General features: G+C 52.9%; 19 protein-coding genes. 15 read left to right on the top strand and 4 right to left on the bottom strand.

The genetic code is table 11. The features are described from left to right. Positions 1 to 197 precede the first annotated feature (197 nt). Both D5398_RS12170 and D5398_RS12165 read right to left on the bottom strand, forming a co-directional pair. Positions 198 to 641, bottom strand: coding sequence for an N-acetyltransferase (locus D5398_RS12170; RefSeq protein ID WP_120507878.1), 444 nt, complete (start codon positions 639 to 641; stop codon positions 198 to 200). Beyond that, positions 638 to 1210 carry a DNA-3-methyladenine glycosylase I gene (locus tag D5398_RS12165; protein WP_120507877.1) on the bottom strand — a complete coding sequence of 191 codons (573 nt, stop codon included), beginning with the start codon at positions 1208 to 1210 and terminating at the stop codon, positions 638 to 640. Before D5398_RS12165 ends, D5398_RS12170 begins: the two co-directional genes overlap by 4 nt. Positions 1211 to 1402: 192 nt before the next feature. Between D5398_RS12165 and D5398_RS12160 the strand changes: the two genes are divergently transcribed. The 13 genes from D5398_RS12160 (at position 1403) to D5398_RS12100 (ending at position 17480) form a co-directional block, all read left to right on the top strand. Beyond that, a complete protein-coding gene (locus tag D5398_RS12160; protein ID WP_120507876.1) occupies positions 1403 to 3403 on the top strand; it encodes an autotransporter outer membrane beta-barrel domain-containing protein in 2001 nt (666 codons plus the stop codon). A gap of 164 nt (positions 3404 to 3567) precedes the next feature. Next, complete coding sequence (gene glyQ / locus D5398_RS12155) at positions 3568 to 4482, top strand: glycine--tRNA ligase subunit alpha (RefSeq protein ID WP_120507875.1); 915 nt, start codon at positions 3568 to 3570, stop codon at positions 4480 to 4482. A 9-nt stretch (positions 4483 to 4491) separates the two neighbouring features. After that, positions 4492 to 6561, top strand: a complete 2070-nt coding sequence (gene glyS / locus D5398_RS12150) for a glycine--tRNA ligase subunit beta (protein ID WP_120507874.1) — start codon at positions 4492 to 4494, stop codon at positions 6559 to 6561. Positions 6562 to 6745: 184 nt separating this feature from the next. Beyond that, entirely contained in the window at positions 6746 to 7468 is a 723-nt protein-coding gene (locus D5398_RS12145) for a DUF3053 domain-containing protein (RefSeq protein WP_120507873.1), read from the top strand. Positions 7469 to 7796: 328 nt separating this feature from the next. Continuing rightward, a complete protein-coding gene (gene cmtB, locus D5398_RS12140; protein WP_120507872.1) occupies positions 7797 to 8243 on the top strand; it encodes a PTS mannitol transporter subunit IIA in 447 nt (148 codons plus the stop codon). Between the two features lie 30 nt (positions 8244 to 8273). Next, a complete protein-coding gene (locus D5398_RS12135; protein ID WP_120507871.1) occupies positions 8274 to 9677 on the top strand; it encodes a PTS mannitol transporter subunit IIBC in 1404 nt (467 codons plus the stop codon). Next, a complete protein-coding gene (locus tag D5398_RS12130) occupies positions 9674 to 10942 on the top strand; it encodes a zinc-binding dehydrogenase (protein ID WP_120507870.1) in 1269 nt (422 codons plus the stop codon). The genes D5398_RS12135 and D5398_RS12130 overlap by 4 nt, the downstream gene beginning before the upstream one ends. 42 nt (positions 10943 to 10984) lie before the next feature. Continuing rightward, on the top strand, positions 10985 to 11512 hold the full coding sequence (locus tag D5398_RS12125; RefSeq protein WP_120507869.1) for an MltR family transcriptional regulator: 528 nt from the start codon (positions 10985 to 10987) through the stop codon (positions 11510 to 11512). Further along, the gene (locus tag D5398_RS12120; protein ID WP_120507868.1) at positions 11490 to 12197 is read left to right on the top strand and encodes a nucleoside/nucleotide kinase family protein; all 708 of its coding nucleotides are present in this window, start codon (positions 11490 to 11492) and stop codon (positions 12195 to 12197) included. The genes D5398_RS12125 and D5398_RS12120 overlap by 23 nt, the downstream gene beginning before the upstream one ends. Before the next feature lie 116 nt (positions 12198 to 12313). Then, positions 12314 to 13108 (top strand): DsbA family protein, encoded by a 795-nt coding sequence (locus D5398_RS12115; RefSeq protein ID WP_120507867.1) that lies wholly within the window; start codon positions 12314 to 12316, stop codon positions 13106 to 13108. Between the two features lie 526 nt (positions 13109 to 13634). Continuing rightward, positions 13635 to 15548, top strand: a complete 1914-nt coding sequence (locus D5398_RS12110) for a PTS mannitol transporter subunit IICBA (protein WP_120507866.1) — start codon at positions 13635 to 13637, stop codon at positions 15546 to 15548. A 98-nt stretch (positions 15549 to 15646) separates the two neighbouring features. Continuing rightward, positions 15647 to 16795, top strand: coding sequence for a mannitol-1-phosphate 5-dehydrogenase (locus tag D5398_RS12105; RefSeq protein WP_120507865.1), 1149 nt, complete (start codon positions 15647 to 15649; stop codon positions 16793 to 16795). A 136-nt stretch (positions 16796 to 16931) separates the two neighbouring features. Next, complete coding sequence (locus tag D5398_RS12100) at positions 16932 to 17480, top strand: MltR family transcriptional regulator (protein ID WP_014411435.1); 549 nt, start codon at positions 16932 to 16934, stop codon at positions 17478 to 17480. A gap of 32 nt (positions 17481 to 17512) precedes the next feature. On the opposite strand, the gene D5398_RS12095 is transcribed toward D5398_RS12100, so the two are convergent. Beyond that, positions 17513 to 18121: a LysE family translocator gene (locus D5398_RS12095; RefSeq protein WP_120507864.1), complete on the bottom strand. Its 609-nt coding sequence runs from the start codon at positions 18119 to 18121 to the stop codon at positions 17513 to 17515. 146 nt (positions 18122 to 18267) lie between these two features. On the opposite strand from D5398_RS12095, the gene D5398_RS12090 reads away from it, so the two are divergent. Then, entirely contained in the window at positions 18268 to 19767 is a 1500-nt protein-coding gene (locus D5398_RS12090) for an aminotransferase-like domain-containing protein (RefSeq protein WP_120507863.1), read from the top strand. Positions 19768 to 19832: 65 nt separating this feature from the next. Next, positions 19833 to 20192, top strand: coding sequence for a YibL family ribosome-associated protein (locus D5398_RS12085; RefSeq protein ID WP_120133816.1), 360 nt, complete (start codon positions 19833 to 19835; stop codon positions 20190 to 20192). Between the two features lie 62 nt (positions 20193 to 20254). Here the strand turns inward: D5398_RS12085 and yiiM are convergent, their stop codons facing one another. Next, a complete protein-coding gene (gene yiiM / locus D5398_RS12080) occupies positions 20255 to 20935 on the bottom strand; it encodes a 6-hydroxyaminopurine reductase (protein WP_120507862.1) in 681 nt (226 codons plus the stop codon). Between the last annotated feature and the right edge of the window lie 60 nt (positions 20936 to 20995).

The following is a 20995-nucleotide window of genomic DNA, read 5'->3' as shown; positions in this document are numbered from 1 at the left end:
ATTAAGAACTTTACCGCTGCATTATGACTGCCTGCTTTCCAACAAGTTGCACAGAAAAAGGTGTCAAAACATAAACAAATGCAACGGGAGGACATCTGTCCTGCGGCGTTCTGGCGCTCTTTATGCGCAATTTTGCGGTGTTAAGCAGTAGGAGAATTCCGGATATCCCTTTTTGTATTTTTACGCATTTCAGGAACTTATTCAGAAAGTGGCAGGAACCAGCGCAGGATATAGGTCGGTAAGTCAGTGCCGGGATGGCGGGTACGGGCCGATATTTCAAACTTTTCTTTATGATAGAACGCAACCGCACGGTGGTTTTGCTGATAGACCTCCAGTAACAGCACCGGATATTCGTCTTTAGCCGCTGCCATCAGCCGCTGCGCGGTGCCGTCGCCGTAGTGAGATTCTTCGACAAACAGCGCACCGATAAACTGCTGATTCATCACGCCGATAAATCCGCAAATTTCATCATTTGTATCGCAATCCACCCAGACGCGGGCTTTGGGGAGAAAATCTTCTCTGACCATTTGCAGACTTTCGATCCAGTAAGAATCGGCAATAAAAGGATGGGAAAGCAATGAGCTGCGCAGCCAGAGCAACAAAATGGCTTCGGTATCGCGCGGTTGCGCAGCGCGGATCATGACGGCTGATTCGCGGGATGGCAGAAGCAATAAGACTGATGATCGTTCACCAGGCCGGCGGCCTGCATGAAAGCGTAACAAATCGTGGATCCGATGAATTTAAAGCCTTTCTTTTTCAGCGCTTTGGACATCGCATCTGACACCGCTGTTTTTGCCGGTACGCCTTCGGGACCGAGGGGATTATTGATGACCGGCTGACCACCCACGAAGTTCCAGATGAACTCAGAGAAGCTTTCTCCGCTGGCTTCCATGGCCAGATACGCCTGTGCGTTGCCGATAATGGCTTTGATTTTACCGCGATGGCGAATGATACCGGCGTCGAGCACCAGACGTTCCACATCGTCATCGGTCATTTTCGCGATGCGTTTGGGATCAAATTTGTGAAAGTTCTGACGATAATTTTCACGCTTTCTCAGCACCGTTATCCACGATAATCCTGCCTGCTGGCCTTCAAGGCACAGCATTTCAAACAGTTGGCGGCCATCCAGGACCGGAACGCCCCATTCTTTATCATGATATTCGAGGTAAACCGGTTCTTTCGAAACCCAGCTGCATCGTGTGGTCGCCATTCTGTTGTCCTTATAAGAGGCTTAAACGCGTGGCGTCAGTGTGTGGCTTCTCGGATAACTCTGCAACGTCGCAATTTCTAAACCTCTGCCTTGACGCTGGTCGGATCTGAACAATATTTAAAGCCAATCATTACGTAATCCTTACGTTAAATCCTATCGTTACCACGCCGATTTTTTAGGGAAATCACACTTATGACCGGCAAAAAAATTTCTGTCCTGCGGCTGACCAAAGGGGCTTTCGCGGTGGCGCTGTGTCTTGGCGTACACACAACGGCACAGGCTTACGATCAGCTTTATGTTTTCGGCGACAGTCTCAGTGATACCGGCAATATTGGCCGCTGGACTTATGACAGCAATATCCATCCGCTCTATGACGAAATTCTGGCAAAAAACATCGGCACGACGTTAACGCCTTCTTCACAAGGCGGGCTGAACTATGCCGAAGGCGGCGGCGTTGCGGTGCCGGGGCTGGATTCTGACTATACCACGCAGGATCAGGTCAAAAATTATCTGGCATCAACTGGCGGAAAAGCCGATCCGAGCGGGCTGTATATTCACTGGATTGGTGGCAATGATCTGGCGGCTGCCGCGCTCAGTCTGAACCCTGTCACGGCGTTACAAATTGCCACCAACAGCGCTACGCAGGCGGCGTCGCAGGTGAATGATTTACTCAAAGCCGGGGCCGGAACGGTCATCGTGCCGACGGTGCCTAACATCGGTCTGACGCCGGTCCTGATGGAGAGCGTGATCCAAATCGGATTGCTGCCGGTGCAGCAACAGGCGCTGGAAGCGGCTTATGCCTATCTGAACGCACAAAACACGCCAAATACGGATGCCCGCACCGAAGCGATTCACAACGCGCTGGCAGCTGCTGCGGTAGAAGGTTCGCGAATTCCTCTGGTGCAGGACACTATCGCTAAAGGGCTGGCGGTCGCGTATGACACCTTAAAAGTGGCGGCGGGCGGCCTGACAGAAACCTACAACACCACCGAAGATATCGCGCTGGCGAAAACTGGCGGCAATATTGCGCGCGTAGATATCAACGGGCTGTTCAATGAAGTGGTGGCGGATCCGATGATGTACGGATTTGCCAACACGGCGGGCACCGCCTGTCCGGTCGGTACATCCGCGTCGGAATGTACCTCCGATATGCCGGGCTTCGATGCCAGTAAAGCGTTCCTGTTTGCCGACCATTTCCACCCGACGCCGCAGGCACATGCGCTGATCGCGCAATACATGCAGTCAGTACTCAACGGGCCGCTGGAAGTCACCGCGCTGAATCAGGGCTCGCTGGCACTGGCGAGAAATACGCAGGGATTGCTCGACAGCCGCTATCAGCAGTTGCGCACGCAGGATAACGATGCCGGTACCTTTGGCATGTTTGGCGGCTACGCCGGACAAAGCGCAGACAGCAAAATTAATCCGTCACTGGGTGATGGTGATTTAAACGCTAATTCGCTGAATATCGGGATGGATTATCAGATGACCGATCGCTGGATGATGGGGCTGATGATCTCCGGTTCAGATGACAAGCAGGATCCGACCGACCATTACAGCTACCGTACTCGCGGCAAGATGACGACGGTCTTTACCGGCATTAAAATCGCCGAAAATGGCTGGATCAACGGCGATATTCATTACGGATCGCTCAACTATGACGATATCAAGCGCAGCATCCAGCTCGGGCCGACGACCCGCACTGAACGTGGCGAAACGGACGGCAAACAGATGGGCTGGCGCGTAGCGGCGGGTTGGGACTTCCCAATCTTGCCGGTGCTGAAAACGGGCCCGGTGGCGCAGTACAGCTGGGATTACAGCAGCGTTAACGGCTACCGTGAAGACGGGGATAACAGTACCTCGATGCGCTTTGGCGACCAGACCTCCCATTCGCAAATCGGTGCACTGGGCTGGCGGCTCAATGCGCAACTGGGCATCGTCAATCCGTATGCGCAGGTCACCTACGACCGCCAGTTTGGCGATGATACTTACACCGCCACCGGCGCAATCAAATCCACCCGAACCCGATTCAGCCGCACCACCGGCGAGCAGGATGACGACTGGGTAGATATGACCGCAGGCTTAAACGTGCAGATAACCCATAGTTTCTCGGCCTTTGCCGCTGTTTCGCAAACCACCGGTCTGGATTCCGGCGAACAAACCTCTTACAACGCCGGGATCAGCGCGCGGTTTTAACGAAAAGGGGCTGTTGCCCCTTTTACTTCCTCTCGAATTAGCGCTGAAAACTAAACACTGCCTCTCCGGATCTCTTAGTCGCCTGATTCTGGCTGATTATCTTCCGTTCAGCGGGTATACTGTCGGACTCTCTTTAAACCCACTTTCTCGCGTGCGAATCCAACATGCAAAAGTTTGATACCAAGACATTTCAGGGCCTGATCCTGACACTGCAAGATTATTGGGCGCAGCAGGGCTGCACCATTGTTCAACCGCTGGATATGGAAGTCGGCGCGGGCACTTCGCACCCGATGACCAGCCTGCGCGCACTTGGCCCTGAGCCTTTTGCGGCAGCGTATGTTCAGCCATCACGCCGTCCGACTGATGGCCGTTACGGCGAAAACCCGAACCGCCTGCAGCACTATTATCAATTCCAGGTGATGATCAAACCTTCACCGGAAAACATTCAGGAGCTGTACCTCGGCTCGCTGAGAGAGCTGGGCCTCGACCCGCTGATCCATGATATCCGCTTCGTTGAAGATAACTGGGAAAACCCGACGCTCGGCGCCTGGGGTCTCGGCTGGGAAGTGTGGCTGAACGGCATGGAAGTGACGCAGTTCACTTACTTCCAGCAGGTCGGCGGCCTGGAATGTAAACCAGTGACCGGTGAAATTACTTACGGTCTGGAACGTCTGGCGATGTACATCCAGGGCGTGGACAGCGTTTACGATCTGGTCTGGAGCAACGGTCCGCTGGGCAAAACGACGTACGGCGACGTATTCCATCAGAACGAAGTTGAGCAATCGACCTATAACTTCGAATACGCCGATGTCGATTTCCTGTTCACCTGTTTTGAACAGCATGAGAAAGAAGCGCAAACCCTGCTGGCTCTCGAAAAGCCACTGGCACTGCCGGCGTACGAGCGCATCCTGAAAGCGGCCCATTGCTTCAACCTGCTCGACGCGCGTAAAGCGATTTCTGTGACTGAACGTCAGCGCTACATTCTGCGCATCCGTACCCTGACTAAAGCGGTAGCTGAGGCGTATTACGCTTCCCGCGAAGTACTGGGCTTCCCGATGTGCAAAAAGAACGAGAAGTGAGATAAGTCAATGACTGAAAAAACATTTCTGGTGGAAATCGGCACGGAAGAACTGCCACCGAAGGCTCTGCGCAGCCTTGCTGAATCTTTTGCAGCTAACCTGACTGCGGAGCTGGATGCGGCGAATCTGCCACACGGCGAAGTTAAGTGGTTTGCAGCACCGCGCCGTCTGGCGCTGAAAGTCTCCGGCCTGCATGAATCTCAGGCTGACCGCGAAGTTGAAAAACGCGGCCCGGCTGTGGCCCAGGCGTTTGATGCTGAAGGCAAACCAAGCAAAGCCGCTGAAGGCTGGGCTCGCGGTTGCGGTATTACAGTGGAACAGGCCGATCGTCTGGTCACCGACAAAGGCGAATGGTTGGTTTATCGTGCGCACGTTAAAGGCGAAAGCGCGCAACAGCTGCTGCCTGCGATGATCGCGACGTCACTGTCCAAACTACCTATCCCTAAACTGATGCGCTGGGGCGATTCCGACGTGCAGTTTGTCCGTCCGGTTCACACTGTCACTCTGCTGTTAGGCGATGAACTGATCCCGGCGAAAATCCTCGGTATCGATTCTGCCCGCACCATTCGCGGTCACCGCTTCATGGGCGAGCCTGAATTCACGATTGATAACGCCGATCAGTATCCGCAAATTCTGCTGGAACGCGGCAAAGTCATCGCTGATTACGAACAGCGTAAAGCGCTGATCAAACAGGATGCAGAGAAAGCAGCGAAAGAGATTGGCGGTATCGCTGATCTGAGCGAAAGCCTGTTGGAAGAAGTCGCGTCTCTGGTTGAATGGCCGGTGGTTCTGACTGCTAAATTCGAAGAGAAATTCCTGGCGGTTCCTGCTGAAGCGCTGGTTTACACCATGAAAGGCGACCAGAAGTATTTCCCGGTGTATGACGCCGCGGGCAAACTTCTGCCAAACTTCATCTTTGTGGCCAACATCGAATCGAAAGATCCGCAGCAAATCATTTCCGGTAACGAAAAAGTGGTGCGTCCGCGTCTGGCCGATGCCGAATTCTTCTTCAATACCGACCGCAAGAAACGCCTCGAAGATAACCTGCCGCGTCTGGAAACCGTACTGTTCCAGAAACAGCTGGGTACGCTGCGTGACAAAACCGACCGTATTCAGGCGCTGTCTGGCTGGATCGCCGATAAAATCGGTGCCAACGTTGAGAACGCAAAACGTGCCGGTCTGCTGTCAAAATGTGACCTGATGACCAACATGGTCTTCGAGTTCACCGACACACAGGGCGTGATGGGCATGCATTATGCGCGTCATGATGGCGAGCAGGAAGAAGTTGCCGTTGCACTGAACGAGCAGTATCAGCCACGTTTCGCGGGCGACGAATTACCGGCTTCGCTGGTCGCGTGCGCGCTGGCAATCGCTGACAAGATGGACACCCTGGCCGGTATTTTCGGCATCGGTCAACATCCGAAAGGCGATAAAGACCCGTTCGCACTGCGCCGTGCAGCGCTGGGTGTTCTGCGTATCATTGTTGAGAAAAACCTGTCACTCGACCTGCAAACCCTGACCGAAGAAGCGGTGCGCCTGTACGGCGACAAGCTGACTAACGCCAAGGTTGTCGATGATGTGGTTGATTTCATGCTCGGTCGTTTCCGCGCGTGGTATCAGGAAGAAGGTCACGCGGTCGATACCATTCAGGCCGTGCTGGCACGTCGTCCAACCAAACCGGCAGATTTCGATGCGCGTGTGAAAGCGGTGAGTTACTTCCGTACTCTCGACGAAGCAGCAACGCTGGCGGCGGCTAACAAACGCGTATCCAACATTCTGGCGAAATCCACCGACGTTCTGCTGGATCACGTTCACGCTTCCGTGTTGAAAGAACCTGCTGAGCTGAAACTGGCGACGCATCTGGTGGTTCTGCGCGACAAACTGGAGCCGCTGTTTGCTGCCGGTGAGTACAAAGAAGCGCTGGTAGAACTGGCTGCGCTGCGCGAAACCGTCGATACTTTCTTCGATACCGTCATGGTAATGGATGAAAACGAAGCGATCCGCATCAACCGCCTGACACTGCTTTCTAAGCTGCGTGAACTGTTCCTGCAGGTCGCGGATATTTCGCTGCTTCAGTAAGTTACGTTTCACTCCCTCCCCTGCGAAGGGGGGAGGGAGCAAGGCACACTATCAGATGCCAATTTCTGCGCTTTTTTAAAAAGCGTTCTCCCCCCAATTGTTCTATCCTATAACCCGCATGGAATGCACAGCATCGGCAGGGAACTGGCCGGAAGAAGAACATTGAAATCAGGAGTCAGGACTCATGGCTGTAGGGATCAGAAGCGGTGTATTTTCTCGCTGGCTGGCGCCGTTTATCGCACTGCTGGTTGTTTTCCAGCTCACTGCATGTGGCGATAAAGAACCGGAACAACGCAAAGCCTTCATCGATTATTTGCAAAATACCGTCATGCGCAGCGGGCAAAACCTGCCTTCGCTGAGTGAAGATCAAAAGCAACGTTTTGGTAATTACGCGAATGACTACAGCATTATCCTGTCGTTCTCCCGCCAGATGAAGGGTGCCGTTGAAGGCAGCCTTGTACCGGTGGTCAGCGCGATTGGTCAGGTGCGTACTCCGCAGGATTACATCACTCAGCGCAGCGCGTTGCAGCAGGCTGCCAGCACGATGAGCATGCTGAATGCACAGTTGCGTGACTCAAAAGTGAAAGCTGATACTGCGATGGCTGCACTGAAACAACCGGACGATCTGAAAGCGGTTTATGGTCAGGTGTACAACACCGTGGTCACTCAGCCGGCGAACGTGCTGACTCCGCTGGTACCAGCGCTGCAAAGCTTCACGCAGGATATCGTCTCTGTCGGTGATTACCTGCAACAGCAGGGCACGCAGGTCGCCTTTGCCAATGGCGGCGTACAGTTCCCGACGCAGCAGCAGGCAACACAGTACAACACCATGATGTCCAGTCTGGTGGGTAAACAGCAGACATTGCTTCAGGCGCAGAAAGTCGCCCAGGGCGATTTCAGCAACTAAGTCAGTTAAAGATGTGATAAACAGAAGCCACGCTCAAACGCGTGGCTTTTTTATTAAAGAAAACCAAACGCAATAAGGCAAATCAGATGCTGATCACAAAATACGATAATAATAAAAAATAATATTTTGCAGTGTGGTTCACAAATAGCCTGTTGCGTTTATTTTTAATTCATGAAAAGCATGTTATTCGTGTGATCGCTGTCGGCTTTTATTATTGCTCTTACGCTTTTTATAATACAGATCACAAATCCTTGTCGGTTTGATTAAAATCATTTCAGAGAATATGCTCCTTAATATAAAGCCTCATCGATATAAATAAGGATGAATAATGTCATCATTAATAAATTTCTTCGAACATGAAAGCATTGCCATATATTCATCCGCTGACGACTGGTCTCAGGCGATAGATTTATCAATGAAAAACTTGCTGGAAAGGAAATATATTACCCCCGATTACATTCAGGCGATTAAAGATACCACCCGTGAAATCGGTCCTTATTATTTACTCGCCCCCGGTATCGCCATGCCCCATGCAAGGCCGGAATGCGGCGCTTTGCAAACGGCGCTGAGTGTTACGCTGCTGCGCCAGGGCGTCAGCTTTGAGGCTGAAAGCCCGCCAGTTCGTTTGCTTATCGGATTAGCCGCTAAAGATTCTGATTCACATATAGAGGCGATCCAAGCGTTAAGTGAAATGCTTTGCGAAAATGAAGTTATTGATGAATTACTCGATGCAAAAAATACTGAGGAATTAATTAATATCATTCAACGTTATTAGTTTTATCCTAACATCACACAGGATTTAAATATGGCTAATAAATCTATGCGCGCCAGAGTGCAGGCTTTTGGTGGATTCCTCACTGCTATGGTCATTCCCAATATAGGCGCGTTTATCGCCTGGGGTTTTATTACGGCGTTATTTATTCCGACCGGATGGACACCTAACCCGCACTTCGGCCAGCTTGTAGGGCCAATGATCACCTACTTATTGCCGCTGATGATCGGTTCTACCGGTGGCCATTTGATTGGCGGAAAACGCGGTGCCGTGATGGGCGGTATCGGTACGATGGGCGTGATTGTCGGGGCCGATATTCCGATGTTTATTGGCGCAATGGTGATGGGCCCGCTGGGTGGATATATCATCAAAAAGGTCGATAAACTGCTGGAGAAGCGCATTCCGGCGGGCTTTGAGATGGTCATCAATAATTTCTCTCTCGGCATACTCGGTATGCTGCTTTGTCTGCTGGCATATGAAGTGATCGGCCCGGCGGTGATGGCAGCCAATAACGTGGTTAAAGAAGGGATTGAAGCACTGGTGGCGACCGGTTATCTGCCGCTGCTGTCAGTGATTAATGAACCAGCCAAAGTGTTGTTCCTCAATAACGCGATTGACCAGGGCGTTTATTATCCGCTGGGAATGCAGGACACTGCCGTTGCGGGAAAATCGATATATTTCATGGTGGCCTCCAATCCCGGCCCCGGTCTGGGCATCCTGCTGGCGTTTTCGCTTTTCGGCAAAGGGCTGAGCAAAAAGTCCGCGCCAGGCGCGATGATCATCCATTTTCTCGGCGGTATCCACGAGCTGTATTTCCCGTATGTGCTGATGAAACCGCTGATGATTATCGCCATGATTGCGGGCGGTATGACCGGCATTTATGTCTTCGAATTGTTTGGCGCAGGGTTAGTGGCGGGACCAAGTCCGGGATCCATCTTTGCTTATCTGGCGCTGACGCCGCGCGGGGGCTTTATGGGAACCTGTGCGGGCGTGCTGGCCGGAACCGTGGTCTCTTTCGTCGTCGCCTCTGCCATTCTGAAATTCGATAAATCTCCTGCTGAAGACAGTTTTGCGGATTCTCAGGCCGCCAGCAAAAAACGCAAAGCCGAAGGCAAAAACGGGATGCAGCCAGTTGCCGCCAGTATCCGGTTAATCGCCTTCGTGTGCGATGCGGGTATGGGATCGAGCGCGATGGGTGCGACGACATTTCGCAAGAAGCTGCAAAAAGCCGGTTATGAAATCGAAGTGAAGCATTACTCGATCGAAAACATACCGGCCAGTGCCGACATCATTGTGACCCACGCCAGCCTTGAAGGCCGTGCTCAGCGCGTGACCGACCAGCCACTGATTCTGATTAAAAACTATCTCGGCGATCCGGCGCTTGATGCGTTGTTTGCCGACATCACTTCCCCGGTTCAGCAAGGAGCAACAGCATGAAAACCAAAGTTGCCGCCATTTACGGTAAAAAAGATGTGAGACTGCGCGAGTTTGAACTGCCGGAAATCACTGATGACGAATTGCTGGTGAGCGTGGTCTCAGACAGCGTTTGCCTGTCGACCTACAAAGCGGCATTGCTGGGCGGTGAACATAAACGCGTGCCGGAAGATATCGCCGAGCATCCGGCCGTCACCGGACACGAATGCGCAGGCGTGATTGTGCAGGTGGGTAAAAATCTCAGGAATCGTTTTGAAGTGGGGAAACGTTTCGTACTGCAACCGGCGATGGGGCTGCCAAGCGGCTATTCCGCCGGATACAGCTACGAAACTTTTGGCGGCAACGCGACGTACATGATCATCCCGAAACTGGCTATCGATCTGGGCTGTGTTTTGCCCTACGAAGGCCGCTATTTCGCTGCTGCCTCGCTGGCCGAGCCGATGTGCTGCATCATCGGCGCCTATCATGCCAGTTATCACACTACGCAATATGTGTATGAACATCAGATGGGCATCAAAGCGGGGGGGAATCTGGCGCTGCTGGCGTGCGCCGGGCCGATGGGCATCGGTGCGATTGATTACGCGATCAATGGCGATATACGTCCGGCGCGGGTTGTGGTTGTGGATATCGACGAACAGCGACTGGCGCGTGCAGAACAGCTTCTGCCGGTGGTGATGGCGGCAGAAAAGGGCATCGAGCTGGTGTATATCAACAGCAAAACATTGTCCGATCCGGCGGCGACTTTGCGCGAATTGACCGGCGGTGCAGGTTTTGATGATGTCTTTGTTTTTGCGGCTGTGGCTGAAGTCATCGGGCTGGGCGATGCGCTGCTGGGTGAAGACGGTTGCCTGAATTTCTTTGCCGGGCCGACCGACAAAAACTTCAGCGTTCCCTTCAATTTTTACAACGTCCACTACGGTTCGACGCACATTGTCGGTACATCCGGTGGTTCGACCGGTGATATGGAAGAGGCGCTGGCGCTGACGGCAGCCGGTCGAATTCAGCCTTCTTATATGATCACACATATCGGCGGCCTGGATGCTGTACCTGAAACTGTCCTCAATCTGCCGCATATTCCGGGCGGTAAAAAGCTAATCTATAACGGAATTTCTCTGCCGCTGACGGCCATTGAGGATTTTGCAGAATTAGGCAAAACTGATCCGCTGTTTGCCCTGCTGGCGGAGCGGGTGGCACAGACGTACGGCGTCTGGAATGAGCAGGCCGAGCAGGCTCTGCTGAACCACTTTGGTGTTTCTACCGGGCTGTAATATCATCGGTTCTCCTCATTACTGATAACGTTTAAGGGAAGGATGACTGTATTCAATGAAGATCAGGTGCTGGAGACGTTATCCAGCCAGACGAATCTCAATGATTTTCTGCATGCCGCTAATGTCATTTTGCTCAGCGGCATAAAACAGTTCCTTCCCCACCTGTTTATTAATAATGACGAGGATATCCGCGAATTTGCCGTAAAGCCTTTACTCGCTAAATCAGGCCCGCTGGACAGTATAGATGTGTCCCTGAGACTGATTTATGCGCTGGGGAAAATCCAAAAACCGGTATATGCAGATATTTTGCTGTTTTCTCAGCTGGACGAGCACCTGAAAGCAGGCACCGAAATTGTGGAATTTCATCAAGAAACCGCTTATGAATTTATCCAGAATTTGAGCTGTGTGACGGATAACACTCTGATGTTCCAGTCTGTTGAGAAAATGAAGTTTGCCGGTTTTGAAACCTTTAGTAAGGCGCGTTACGGCAATTTGGTGAGGACGGCGCTGTCGCTGGCAGTGACGGATTTACTCAAGGAACTGACTTATGAACGTGACGCTGACCATTAATGAACTGACCACGCAGGCTTTTTTCCCCGACGAAGATATCGAACGGCTACACCTTCCCCTTCTGCAACGTTTTTCCTCACAGCAGCGCCAGCTTAACCGACCTTTGGTGGTATTTCTGGTTGCGCCTCCCGGCACCGGTAAATCGACGCTTTCCGCATTCTGGCAAAAGCTTTCCACTCAAACACCCACCCTGGTTCCTGTGCAGACCTTGCCCATGGACGGTTTTCATCATCGCAACGACTGGCTACAGACGCATAACTTACGTCAGAAAAAAGGCGCACCCCAAACGTTTGATGTGACGAAACTGCGCGGCGCACTGATGGCTTTACGCGAACCGGGAAGCCGCTGGCCGGAGTACAGCCGCACACTGCATGAACCGGTCGAAGGAGCCATTCACGTTACCGCGCCAATTCTGATTGTCGAGGGGAACTGGCTTCTGCTCGGCGATGAAGGCTGGCGGCAACTGGCAGAATATTGTGACCTGAGCATCTTTATTCGTGCCAGCCCGGACGTCCTGCGCGGCCGGTTAATTGACCGTAAAATTCGCGGTGGCCTGACGCCTGCACTGGCCAGTGATTTTTACGCTGCCACGGACGGACCCAATGTGGCACGGGTTCTGACCGGGAGTCGCCAGGCCGATATCACCCTGCACATGTCGGGCGATGGCGCATATCATTTTGAGTAATGGCTACGGAGGGATTTATAAAAAATGACAATTTTCCGCCTGCAAATCCGGCTGAATTCCTCTACTTTTGAAGGCAACTGTCCGTTTTTCTCCGTATTTCACTTTAAGGATTTTTGATGAAACGTCAGACGATGACTCTGTTGGCTTCTCTGGTGCTGGCTCCGACGCTGGCTTTTGCTGCTGACAGCGCAACCGCAGACTTCACCCCGGCACAGCAGGAAGCCATTGGTAAAATTGCGGCGGATTACATGTTGCAGCATCCTGAAATTCTGGTGCAGGTCAGCCAGAAATTACAGGCGCAGCAGGCGGATCAGCAGCAACAGCAAACCCTGAGCGCAGTGCTGGCCAATTCCAAGGCGCTGGTAAATGATCCTGCGACCCCAACCTACGGCCCGAAAGATGCCAAAGTGGCGTTTGTGGAATTCTTCGATTACCAGTGTCTGTATTGCAGCCACATGGCGCCGGTGGTCGAGCAGACCGTGAAAGCCAATCCGAACGTACGTTTCGTCTTTAAAGAATGGCCAATCTTCGGTGACCGCTGGAAAGCGTCCATCACTGCCGCTGAAACAGGTATGGCAATCTGGAAAGAAAAAGGTGCTCAGGCGTACTTTGATTATCACAACAGCATTTACCGCACCGGCCATGACGAAGGCAAACTGACGGATGCCGATATCGCGGGCGCAGTGAAAGCCGCGAAAGCCACCGCGCCAACTGACGCGCAGCGTAAAGCGACGCATGACGCTATTGCTGCAAACGATGAGCTGGCCCGTACGCTGGGCTTCAGCGGCACGCCAGGTTTCGTAGTGATGCCAACCAGCGGCGCAACCGCTGAAAACACCACCGTGCTGCCAGGCGCCGTGTCTGCCGAAGAGTTGCAGGCCGCGATCGTGAAGGCACAGGGCGGGAAATAATCCCCTCTCAGAAAACCCTTTAATAAACGGCGGACTGTCAGACAGTTCGCCGTTTTGCTTTTCTTCCCCGACCTGTAATTTTATTTCAACATCTCTCCCGTAAACTCAGTTTTCCATTCCTGGGACACGTCTGAATGCTTTTTAAGCGAAATGGCCAAGCCAGCCTAAAAATACTTTGTGATGAACATCACGTTTTAATGATAAAGACTCGTTAATAAATGGTGACTCAAGTCACATTTTTCCGAGTTGTAAGTTCAAAATATCGCCTGTGTAGCTCGGTTACAGCCTGTTTTTGTGATCGCGATCACCAAAAGGCAGGGGGTGATGGTCCTATACGTGTGATCTCTGTCACGGGCTGTCGGGTGGCTACGCGAGGCCTATAATCACGTGGTAGAGTCCGCCTCGCAGACAGCAATTCGACGGACGGATTTTTAAAGCAGTGGCACAAAAACCGAAACAACCGTCACCGATAATTAACTGATATCACGCGCTCTATTGTCAGCGCGTATCAATAGGGGTGCGTTTTATGTTTTCACCAGACGTTAAGATCAAAGTTCAAAACTTTGGTCGCTTCCTGAGTAACATGGTAATGCCCAACATCGGCGCGTTTATCGCCTGGGGTATCATTACCGCTCTGTTCATTCCTACCGGCTGGATCCCTAATGAAACATTAGCGAAGCTGGTTGGCCCGATGATCACCTATCTTCTGCCATTGCTCATCGGTTATACCGGTGGTCGTCTGGTTGGTGGTGACCGCGGTGGTGTGGTCGGCGCAATCACCGTCATGGGTGTTATCGTTGGTGCGGATATGCCAATGTTCCTCGGCGCAATGATTGCCGGTCCGCTGGGCGGTTGGTGCATTAAGCGTTTCGACCGCTGGGTTGACGGTAAGATCAAAAGCGGCTTTGAGATGCTGGTTAACAACTTCTCTGCCGGTATTATCGGTATGCTGCTGGCAATCCTGGCCTTCCTGGCCATCGGTCCGCTGGTAGAAGCACTGTCTAAAGTGCTGGCAGCAGGCGTGCACATCATGGTTATTCATAACCTGTTGCCGCTGGCCTCTATTTTTGTTGAACCGGCGAAAATTTTGTTCCTCAACAACGCCATCAACCACGGTATCTTCTCTCCGCTGGGTATCCAGCAGGCGACTGAAACCGGTAAATCAATCTTCTTCCTGATCGAAGCGAACCCAGGTCCGGGTATGGGCGTCCTGATGGCGTACATGTTCTTCGGTCGTGGCAGCGCTAAGCAATCTGCTGGCGGCGCGGCAATCATCCACTTCCTGGGGGGTATTCACGAAATTTACTTCCCATACGTTCTGATGAACCCGCGTCTTCTGCTGGCGGTTATTCTGGGCGGTATGACTGGCGTGTTCACTCTGACTATGCTGAACGGCGGTCTGGTCTCTCCGGCTTCTCCGGGTTCCATCCTGGCAGTGCTGGCGATGACGCCAAAAGGCGCGTACTTCGCTAATATCGCGGCTATCGTGGCAGCATTTGCAGTGTCCTTCGTTATCTCTGCTTTCCTGCTGAAAACTACCAAAGCGAAAGAAGGCGATGACCTGGACGAAGCAACCCGTCGTATGCAGGACATGAAAGCACAGTCTAAAGGCGGCAAACCTGCTGCAACTGGCGTGGCTGGCGACCTGTCTACCGTTCGTAAAATCATCGTGGCCTGTGACGCCGGTATGGGTTCCAGCGCAATGGGTGCCGGTGTGCTGCGCAAAAAAGTGCAGGATGCAGGGCTGACCAATATCAGCGTGACCAACAGCGCCATCAACAATCTGCCTGATGATGTGGATCTGGTGATTACGCACCGTGACCTGACTGAACGCGCTATGCGTCAGGTACCCCATGCGCAGCACATTTCGCTGACCAACTTCCTCGACAGCGGCCTGTACACTGATCTGACTTCCCGTCTGGTTGAAGTGAACAAAGCCAGCCAGTACAAAGAGAAAGTGACCACCACGCTCGGCGACAGCATCGTGGCGGATACTGATAACGAAAACCTGTTCCGGATGAGCGAAAGCAATATCTTCCTCGGCCTGAGCGCTGGCACGAAAGAAGAAGCGATTCGTTTTGCGGGTGAGCAACTGGTGAAAGGCGGGTATGTTCAGGCAGAATATGTCGAAGCGATGCTGGCCCGTGAGCAACTGACCTCCACGTATCTGGGTGAATCCATCGCTGTGCCACACGGCACCATCGAAGCGAAAGACCGCGTACTGAAAACCGGTATCGTGTTCTGCCAGTATCCGGCGGGAATCCGCTGGGGCGATGATGAAGATGACCGTGCACGTCTGGTCGTTGGTATTGCAGCACGTAATAATGAGCACATCAATGTCATCACCAAGCTGACCACAGCGCTGGACGAAGACGGTGTTATCGAGCGTCTGGCGAATACCACCAGCGTTGAAGAAGTTCTGTCCATTCTTCGCGGCTGATATTGAGCAGTTAATCGAAAAGTAATTACTAAGCGGGTCTTGCGAGACCCGCTTGTTGATTCGGAGCCCGGTGCTCCTCACGATTTGAAGGAATAAATATGAAAGCATTACATTTTGGTGCAGGTAACATTGGTCGCGGTTTTATCGGTAAATTACTTGCTGATGCCGGGATTGAACTGACGTTTGCCGATGTCAGCCCTGCTTTGCTGGATGCGCTGAACAGCCGTAAAGGTTACGACGTGCACGTTGTCGGTGAACAGGCCACCGTTGAGCCTGTCAGTAATGTGAATGCCGTGAACAGCGCCGGTCAGGATGCCATTAACCTGATCGCTGAAGTTGACTTAGTCACTACCGCCGTCGGCCCGACCGTGCTGGAAAAAATCGCACCAAATGTCGCCAAAGGTCTGGTGCTGCGTCATCAGCAGGGCAACGAAAAGCCGCTGAATATCATCGCCTGTGAAAACATGGTGCGCGGTACCAGCCAGTTCAAACAGCATGTATTCAACGCGTTGCCGGAAGATGAAAAAGCCTGGGTTGAAGCGCACATCGGCTTTGTCGATTCCGCCGTAGACCGTATTGTTCCGCCAGCGGCAGCAGGCACCACCGATCCGCTGGAAGTCACCGTTGAAACCTTCAGCGAATGGATTGTGGACAAAACCCAGTTCAAAGGTGAATTGCCGCAAATCGCCGGTATGGAACTGACTGATAACCTGATGGCTTTCGTTGAGCGTAAACTGTTCACCCTGAACACCGGTCATGCGATCACCGCGTATCTCGGTCAGCAGGCAGGTCACGCGACAATTCGTGATGCGATCCTCGACGAGAAAGTGCGTCTGGTGGTTCGTGGTGCGATGGAAGAAAGTGGTGAGGTGCTGATCCGCCGTTACGGGTTTGACCCGGAAAAACATTTTGCCTACATCGAAAAGATTCTGACCCGTTTCGAAAATCCGTACCTGCATGACGACGTTGAGCGCGTTGGCCGTCAGCCATTGCGTAAACTGAGTGCCGGCGATCGACTGATTAAACCGTTGCTGGGCACGCAGGAATACCGTCTGCCGAACGACAATCTGGTCAGAGGGATTGCTGCCGCGATGCATTATCGCAGCGAGCAAGACCCGCAAGCTAAAGAACTGGTAGTATTGCTGGAGAAACTAGGGCCAAAAGCTGCCCTCGCCCAGATTTCAGGTCTGCCAGAAGATGGCGAAGTTGTGGCGAAAGCCGTCGCTCTCTACGAATCGATGCACTAATACTGCGTTTATTTTGATTTCGCCAACACCAGGCAAAGAAAGCCCTGTCGGGCAGGATGTTTCTGCCCGACATGCGCGCATCATGGATGACGCCAGGGGCGCTGTCAGCATCGGCACTTTACTGCAAATAAGCCCTATGGAAAAAGCTCAGGCGTTTGAAAACCGTGTACTTGAAAAGCTTAATGCGGGTAAAACCGTGCGTAGCTTTTTGATGACTGCCGTGGAATTACTGGCCGAAGCGCTGGATATTCTGGTGGTGCAGGTTTTTCGCAAAGACGATTACGCGGTGAAATATGCAGTCGAACCGTTACTGACCGGTACCGGTCCGCTGGGTGATCTGTCGGTGCGCCTCAAACTGATTTATGCGCTGGGCGTGATCAGTCGTCATGAATATGAAGATGCCGAATTACTGATGGCGTTGCGTGAAGAGCTGAATTACGACGGCGAAGAGTACCGGTTTACTGATGATGAAATTCTCGGCCCCTTCGGTGAACTGCATTGCGTGACCGAGTTGCCTCCGGCACCCACTTTTCTCAAACCGGGTGAAGCTGACGAATCACTGATCGCCATGCAACGTCAGCGTTACCAGCAAATCGTTCGCTCCACCATGGTTCTTTCTGTGACCGGGCTGATCGCCCATATCAGTAATCAGCAGCCGTCACGTTTATCCCCGGTACAAAAGTAAACCCCCGTCATACTTCGAGCCGCAGATGCGTTTTAGTTAAGCGCATGACGCACTTCGCCAATCAGCAGCCACAGTGCGGTCAACGCCATCATGCCGCCCATGATGGTATTGAACATTTTCAGCTTCCATTCAACACGTAACGCCTGACGTAACCTGTCACCCATCACCACCCAGACCAAAATGCATGGCAGATTGATCAGCGCGAAACCGATGCAAATCAGCAGCGTGTGATGCAGCATATTGCCATCCGGCGGCGTGAACAGGATCGCCACGTTAGTCGCCATCAGCCAGGCTTTCGGATTCACCGCCTGAAATAATGCGCCATTAACCATATTCATCGGTTGCTGCTTCTCGCCTTCTTTTGGCGAACCTGAACGGTAAATTTTCCACGATAGCCAGAACAGATACGCGCAGCCGATTGCCGCCATCGGCAGCCGCACCACCGTCATCCAGCTGAGTAAAATCGCCAGCATGGAGGTCATCAGGGCGCATTGCACCACGCAGCCGAGCGTGATCCCGAGCATCATCGGCACGCTGCGGCGCAGTCCGAAATTGACGCCGGAAGCGGCGAGCAACAGATTGTTCGGACCGGGCGTAATCGACATCACGGTGACGTAACTGACAAAAGCGGTATCTATCATTTTAGTTTTCCTGCATCCCCTGTTTTCCAGAGAACCAGAATAATCAGAGACCGGAAAAGGTAACAGAACCAAAAATACGCTATTGTCATGGTTACAGATTGCATTACGAAAAACTGTACCCATCACTTTTTCACGGAACTGACACCATGACTGACACGGCGGAACTCAGCGACACCCGATATAACCAGCTGGCGGAACAACTGGCGGACGCCATCCGCCGCGGCACACTCGCGCCGGGCAGTCGTTTGCCATCAGTGCGGCGCAGCGCGCAAACCTGGTCAGTCAGTATTAATACCGTGGTGGCGGCTTACCGGCGGCTGGAAGATCGCGGGTTTATCGAGGCGCGTCCGCAGTCCGGATTTTATGTCCGTGCCGCTCTGCCAGCTCTGACCCATCCACCCCATGAACAGCCGCAGACGCCCGCCGCAGAACCGGCAGATGAAGTGCTGGACTTGATCGACAAAGTATTCGCCTCGCAAATTGACCCGACTTACACCAATCTTTCGCTGGCCTGTCCGCAGTCGAACGATTTTTATCCGACCGGCAAGCTCGGGCGGATCATGTCGTCTCTTTTGCGACGTCAGCCGAACCTCATCGGACAATATGCGCTGCCGCCGGGCAGTCCGGCGTTACGTCAGCAAATCGCCCGCCGTGCGCTGACGCTCGGCATGATTTTAGAACCCGCCGACATCACCATTACTCACGGTTGCATGGAGGCGTTGCAGCTGGCGCTGCGCGTCACCACTAAACCGGGCGACAGCGTCGGGCTGGAAACGCCGACCTATTTTTATCTGCTGCCGATGCTGGCGAGCCTCGGGCTGAAAGCGGTGGAAATCCCGACCGATCCGCAAACCGGCTTATCGCTGGATGTGCTGGAAATGCTGCTCACCGAAAAGCGGCTGAATGCAGTGATCGCCATGCCGACGGCGCAAAATCCGCTGGGCTTTACCATGCCGCTGGTCGCAAAGAAACGTCTGGCGCGCCTGATGAACGATCACCAGGTGCCGTTGATTGAAGATGGTTTGTATGCTGAGATTCAGTTCGGTGCGACGCTGTCTCCGGCTGTGAAATCTTTCGACCGCGATGGCTGGATCCTGTTTTGCACCAGCTTTACCAAAACGCTGGCACCCGATTTTCGTATCGGCTGGGTGGAAGGCGGGCGCTTTGCCGATAAGCTGCATAAACTGAAAGCCGTGTCGTCGATGGCGGAATCCGCATTACTTTCCCAAACGCTGACGGTGTTTTTGGAATCGGGCGGTTATGACCATCATCTGCGGGCTTTGCGTAAGCGCTACGCGTCACAAGTCGAACAGGCACGCGCGCTGATCGCCCGCCATTTTCCGCAGGGAACGCGCGCCACACAACCGGCCGGTGGCTTTGTGATTTGGGTCGATTTCCCGCCGGGTGTGGATTGCGTCACGCTGTTCCGGCAGTTGCTGAAAGATAAAATTTGTATGACGCCGGGACAGTTATACTCACCGAGCGGGCGCTACAGTAACGGCCTGCGTTTGTCGTGCTGCTATGTTTTTGATACGCGTTATGTTTCGGCGATGATACGGATTGGCGAGCGGGCGTGTGAGATGTGCGGTTTGCCTGCGGGGCTGGCAGAAACGCAGGAGCAAGCTGAAGAATCGCGCACTTCCTGATACACTGACGTTTATTATTCCCAATTTACAGTCGTGCCGGTTTTGGCATGAACGGATCTGAAATCATGAAAGAAGTCGAAAAAGTCGAGATTAAACGCCTCAGCGATATGCTTGATGCACTGAATCACAAAGACGCCACCGTTATTCAGGCAGGTAATTCTGAGCTGATTGCCAAGCATGAAGAAGAAAAAGAGAAACTGGCTGCTGAAATCGCGCGTCTGAAAGATGTACGTGTGAAAAAACTCAGTACCGAAGCGCAGAAACTGGAAAAGCTGTTCAGCCGTGAAATCACCAAGAAAGAACAGGCAGATATGGGCACGCTGAAGAAAACCGTGCGCGGCATCGTGGTGGTTCACCCGATGACGGCACTGGGCCGCGAAATGGGCCTGAAAGTCGTGACCGGTTTTGCGAAAAAAGAATTCTGATGTAACTCCCGGGCTGACCAGTCGGCTCTGCCCCTCCCCTTCGCAGGGGAGGGAGCTACACATCATTTTCCTTCCGTTCCAAACAATCTCCGTCCAAAATCCTCGATCTTCCTGTTAACCAGCCGCATTTGCATGGTTTTGCTCCAGCTGGCAGAAATCCCCGCCGCAGACATCAGACGTCGGTACTGTTCTTCATCGAACGGCATATGAAAAGCGATTGAAATCGCTTCGGCAACGGAGACATCACTGTTGCGCGTCAGTAATTCCAGCGGACGATCGCCGCTGGTTTTGCCGGTGCCGACGACGCGATATAACCATCCGCAGCGGCCGCTTTGTTGCAACAGCGGCGATAAATTCTGGCAATCGAGAAAATGGTTCAGCTTGTAGCAGGGCGCCCGCGGTTGCGTGACCTGAATCAGCGTTTCGCCCCAGCGAAAAATATCGCCGATAAACACGTTATCTTCGGTCATGCCCAGCGTTGAAAGGTTTTCGCCAAAAGCCGGTGGATGGAAACGTTCTTCTTCTTCGGGAAACTGCTGACGCAGCCAGGCGTAATGTTCACGCGGGAAATGACACAGGGCGCGGTCAGCACCACCGTGATATGACTTTTCGGCCTGCTGATCGCCTTCCAGCCCTGAAGGGGTGAGTAACACGCCGCCATCCACCTGGCGTTTAGCAATCGCGCTGGGTGAAAAATCGGGGTATTGCTCGATAGCACCGATGTACACGTCGGGATAATGCATAAGCTCTCCGCTGCTGAAATGTCACTCGTTCAAGCATAACCTGCATTGGGCAGCGGGAAT

Origin of the sequence: Rahnella bruchi (assembly GCF_003614975.1) — a bacterium.
Classification (GTDB): Bacteria; Pseudomonadota; Gammaproteobacteria; order Enterobacterales; family Enterobacteriaceae; genus Rahnella; species Rahnella bruchi.
The sequence above is the reverse complement of the archived record's forward strand: the minus strand, read 5'-3'. Positions and strand labels throughout refer to the sequence as shown.

What these genes read in the sequence shown, in the direction of transcription:
- D5398_RS12170 (WP_120507878.1), bottom strand. Translation starts at nt 641, where the DNA reads ATGATCCGCGCTGCGCAACCGCGCGATACCGAAGCCATTTTGTTGCTC.
- D5398_RS12165 (WP_120507877.1), bottom strand. Translation starts at nt 1,210, where the DNA reads ATGGCGACCACACGATGCAGCTGGGTTTCGAAAGAACCGGTTTACCTC.
- D5398_RS12160 (WP_120507876.1), top strand. Translation starts at nt 1,403, where the DNA reads ATGACCGGCAAAAAAATTTCTGTCCTGCGGCTGACCAAAGGGGCTTTC.
- glyQ (WP_120507875.1), top strand. Translation starts at nt 3,568, where the DNA reads ATGCAAAAGTTTGATACCAAGACATTTCAGGGCCTGATCCTGACACTG.
- glyS (WP_120507874.1), top strand. Translation starts at nt 4,492, where the DNA reads ATGACTGAAAAAACATTTCTGGTGGAAATCGGCACGGAAGAACTGCCA.
- D5398_RS12145 (WP_120507873.1), top strand. Translation starts at nt 6,746, where the DNA reads ATGGCTGTAGGGATCAGAAGCGGTGTATTTTCTCGCTGGCTGGCGCCG.
- cmtB (WP_120507872.1), top strand. Translation starts at nt 7,797, where the DNA reads ATGTCATCATTAATAAATTTCTTCGAACATGAAAGCATTGCCATATAT.
- D5398_RS12135 (WP_120507871.1), top strand. Translation starts at nt 8,274, where the DNA reads ATGGCTAATAAATCTATGCGCGCCAGAGTGCAGGCTTTTGGTGGATTC.
- D5398_RS12130 (WP_120507870.1), top strand. Translation starts at nt 9,674, where the DNA reads ATGAAAACCAAAGTTGCCGCCATTTACGGTAAAAAAGATGTGAGACTG.
- D5398_RS12125 (WP_120507869.1), top strand. Translation starts at nt 10,985, where the DNA reads ATGACTGTATTCAATGAAGATCAGGTGCTGGAGACGTTATCCAGCCAG.
- D5398_RS12120 (WP_120507868.1), top strand. Translation starts at nt 11,490, where the DNA reads ATGAACGTGACGCTGACCATTAATGAACTGACCACGCAGGCTTTTTTC.
- D5398_RS12115 (WP_120507867.1), top strand. Translation starts at nt 12,314, where the DNA reads ATGAAACGTCAGACGATGACTCTGTTGGCTTCTCTGGTGCTGGCTCCG.
- D5398_RS12110 (WP_120507866.1), top strand. Translation starts at nt 13,635, where the DNA reads ATGTTTTCACCAGACGTTAAGATCAAAGTTCAAAACTTTGGTCGCTTC.
- D5398_RS12105 (WP_120507865.1), top strand. Translation starts at nt 15,647, where the DNA reads ATGAAAGCATTACATTTTGGTGCAGGTAACATTGGTCGCGGTTTTATC.
- D5398_RS12100 (WP_014411435.1), top strand. Translation starts at nt 16,932, where the DNA reads ATGGAAAAAGCTCAGGCGTTTGAAAACCGTGTACTTGAAAAGCTTAAT.
- D5398_RS12095 (WP_120507864.1), bottom strand. Translation starts at nt 18,121, where the DNA reads ATGATAGATACCGCTTTTGTCAGTTACGTCACCGTGATGTCGATTACG.
- D5398_RS12090 (WP_120507863.1), top strand. Translation starts at nt 18,268, where the DNA reads ATGACTGACACGGCGGAACTCAGCGACACCCGATATAACCAGCTGGCG.
- D5398_RS12085 (WP_120133816.1), top strand. Translation starts at nt 19,833, where the DNA reads ATGAAAGAAGTCGAAAAAGTCGAGATTAAACGCCTCAGCGATATGCTT.
- yiiM (WP_120507862.1), bottom strand. Translation starts at nt 20,935, where the DNA reads ATGCATTATCCCGACGTGTACATCGGTGCTATCGAGCAATACCCCGAT.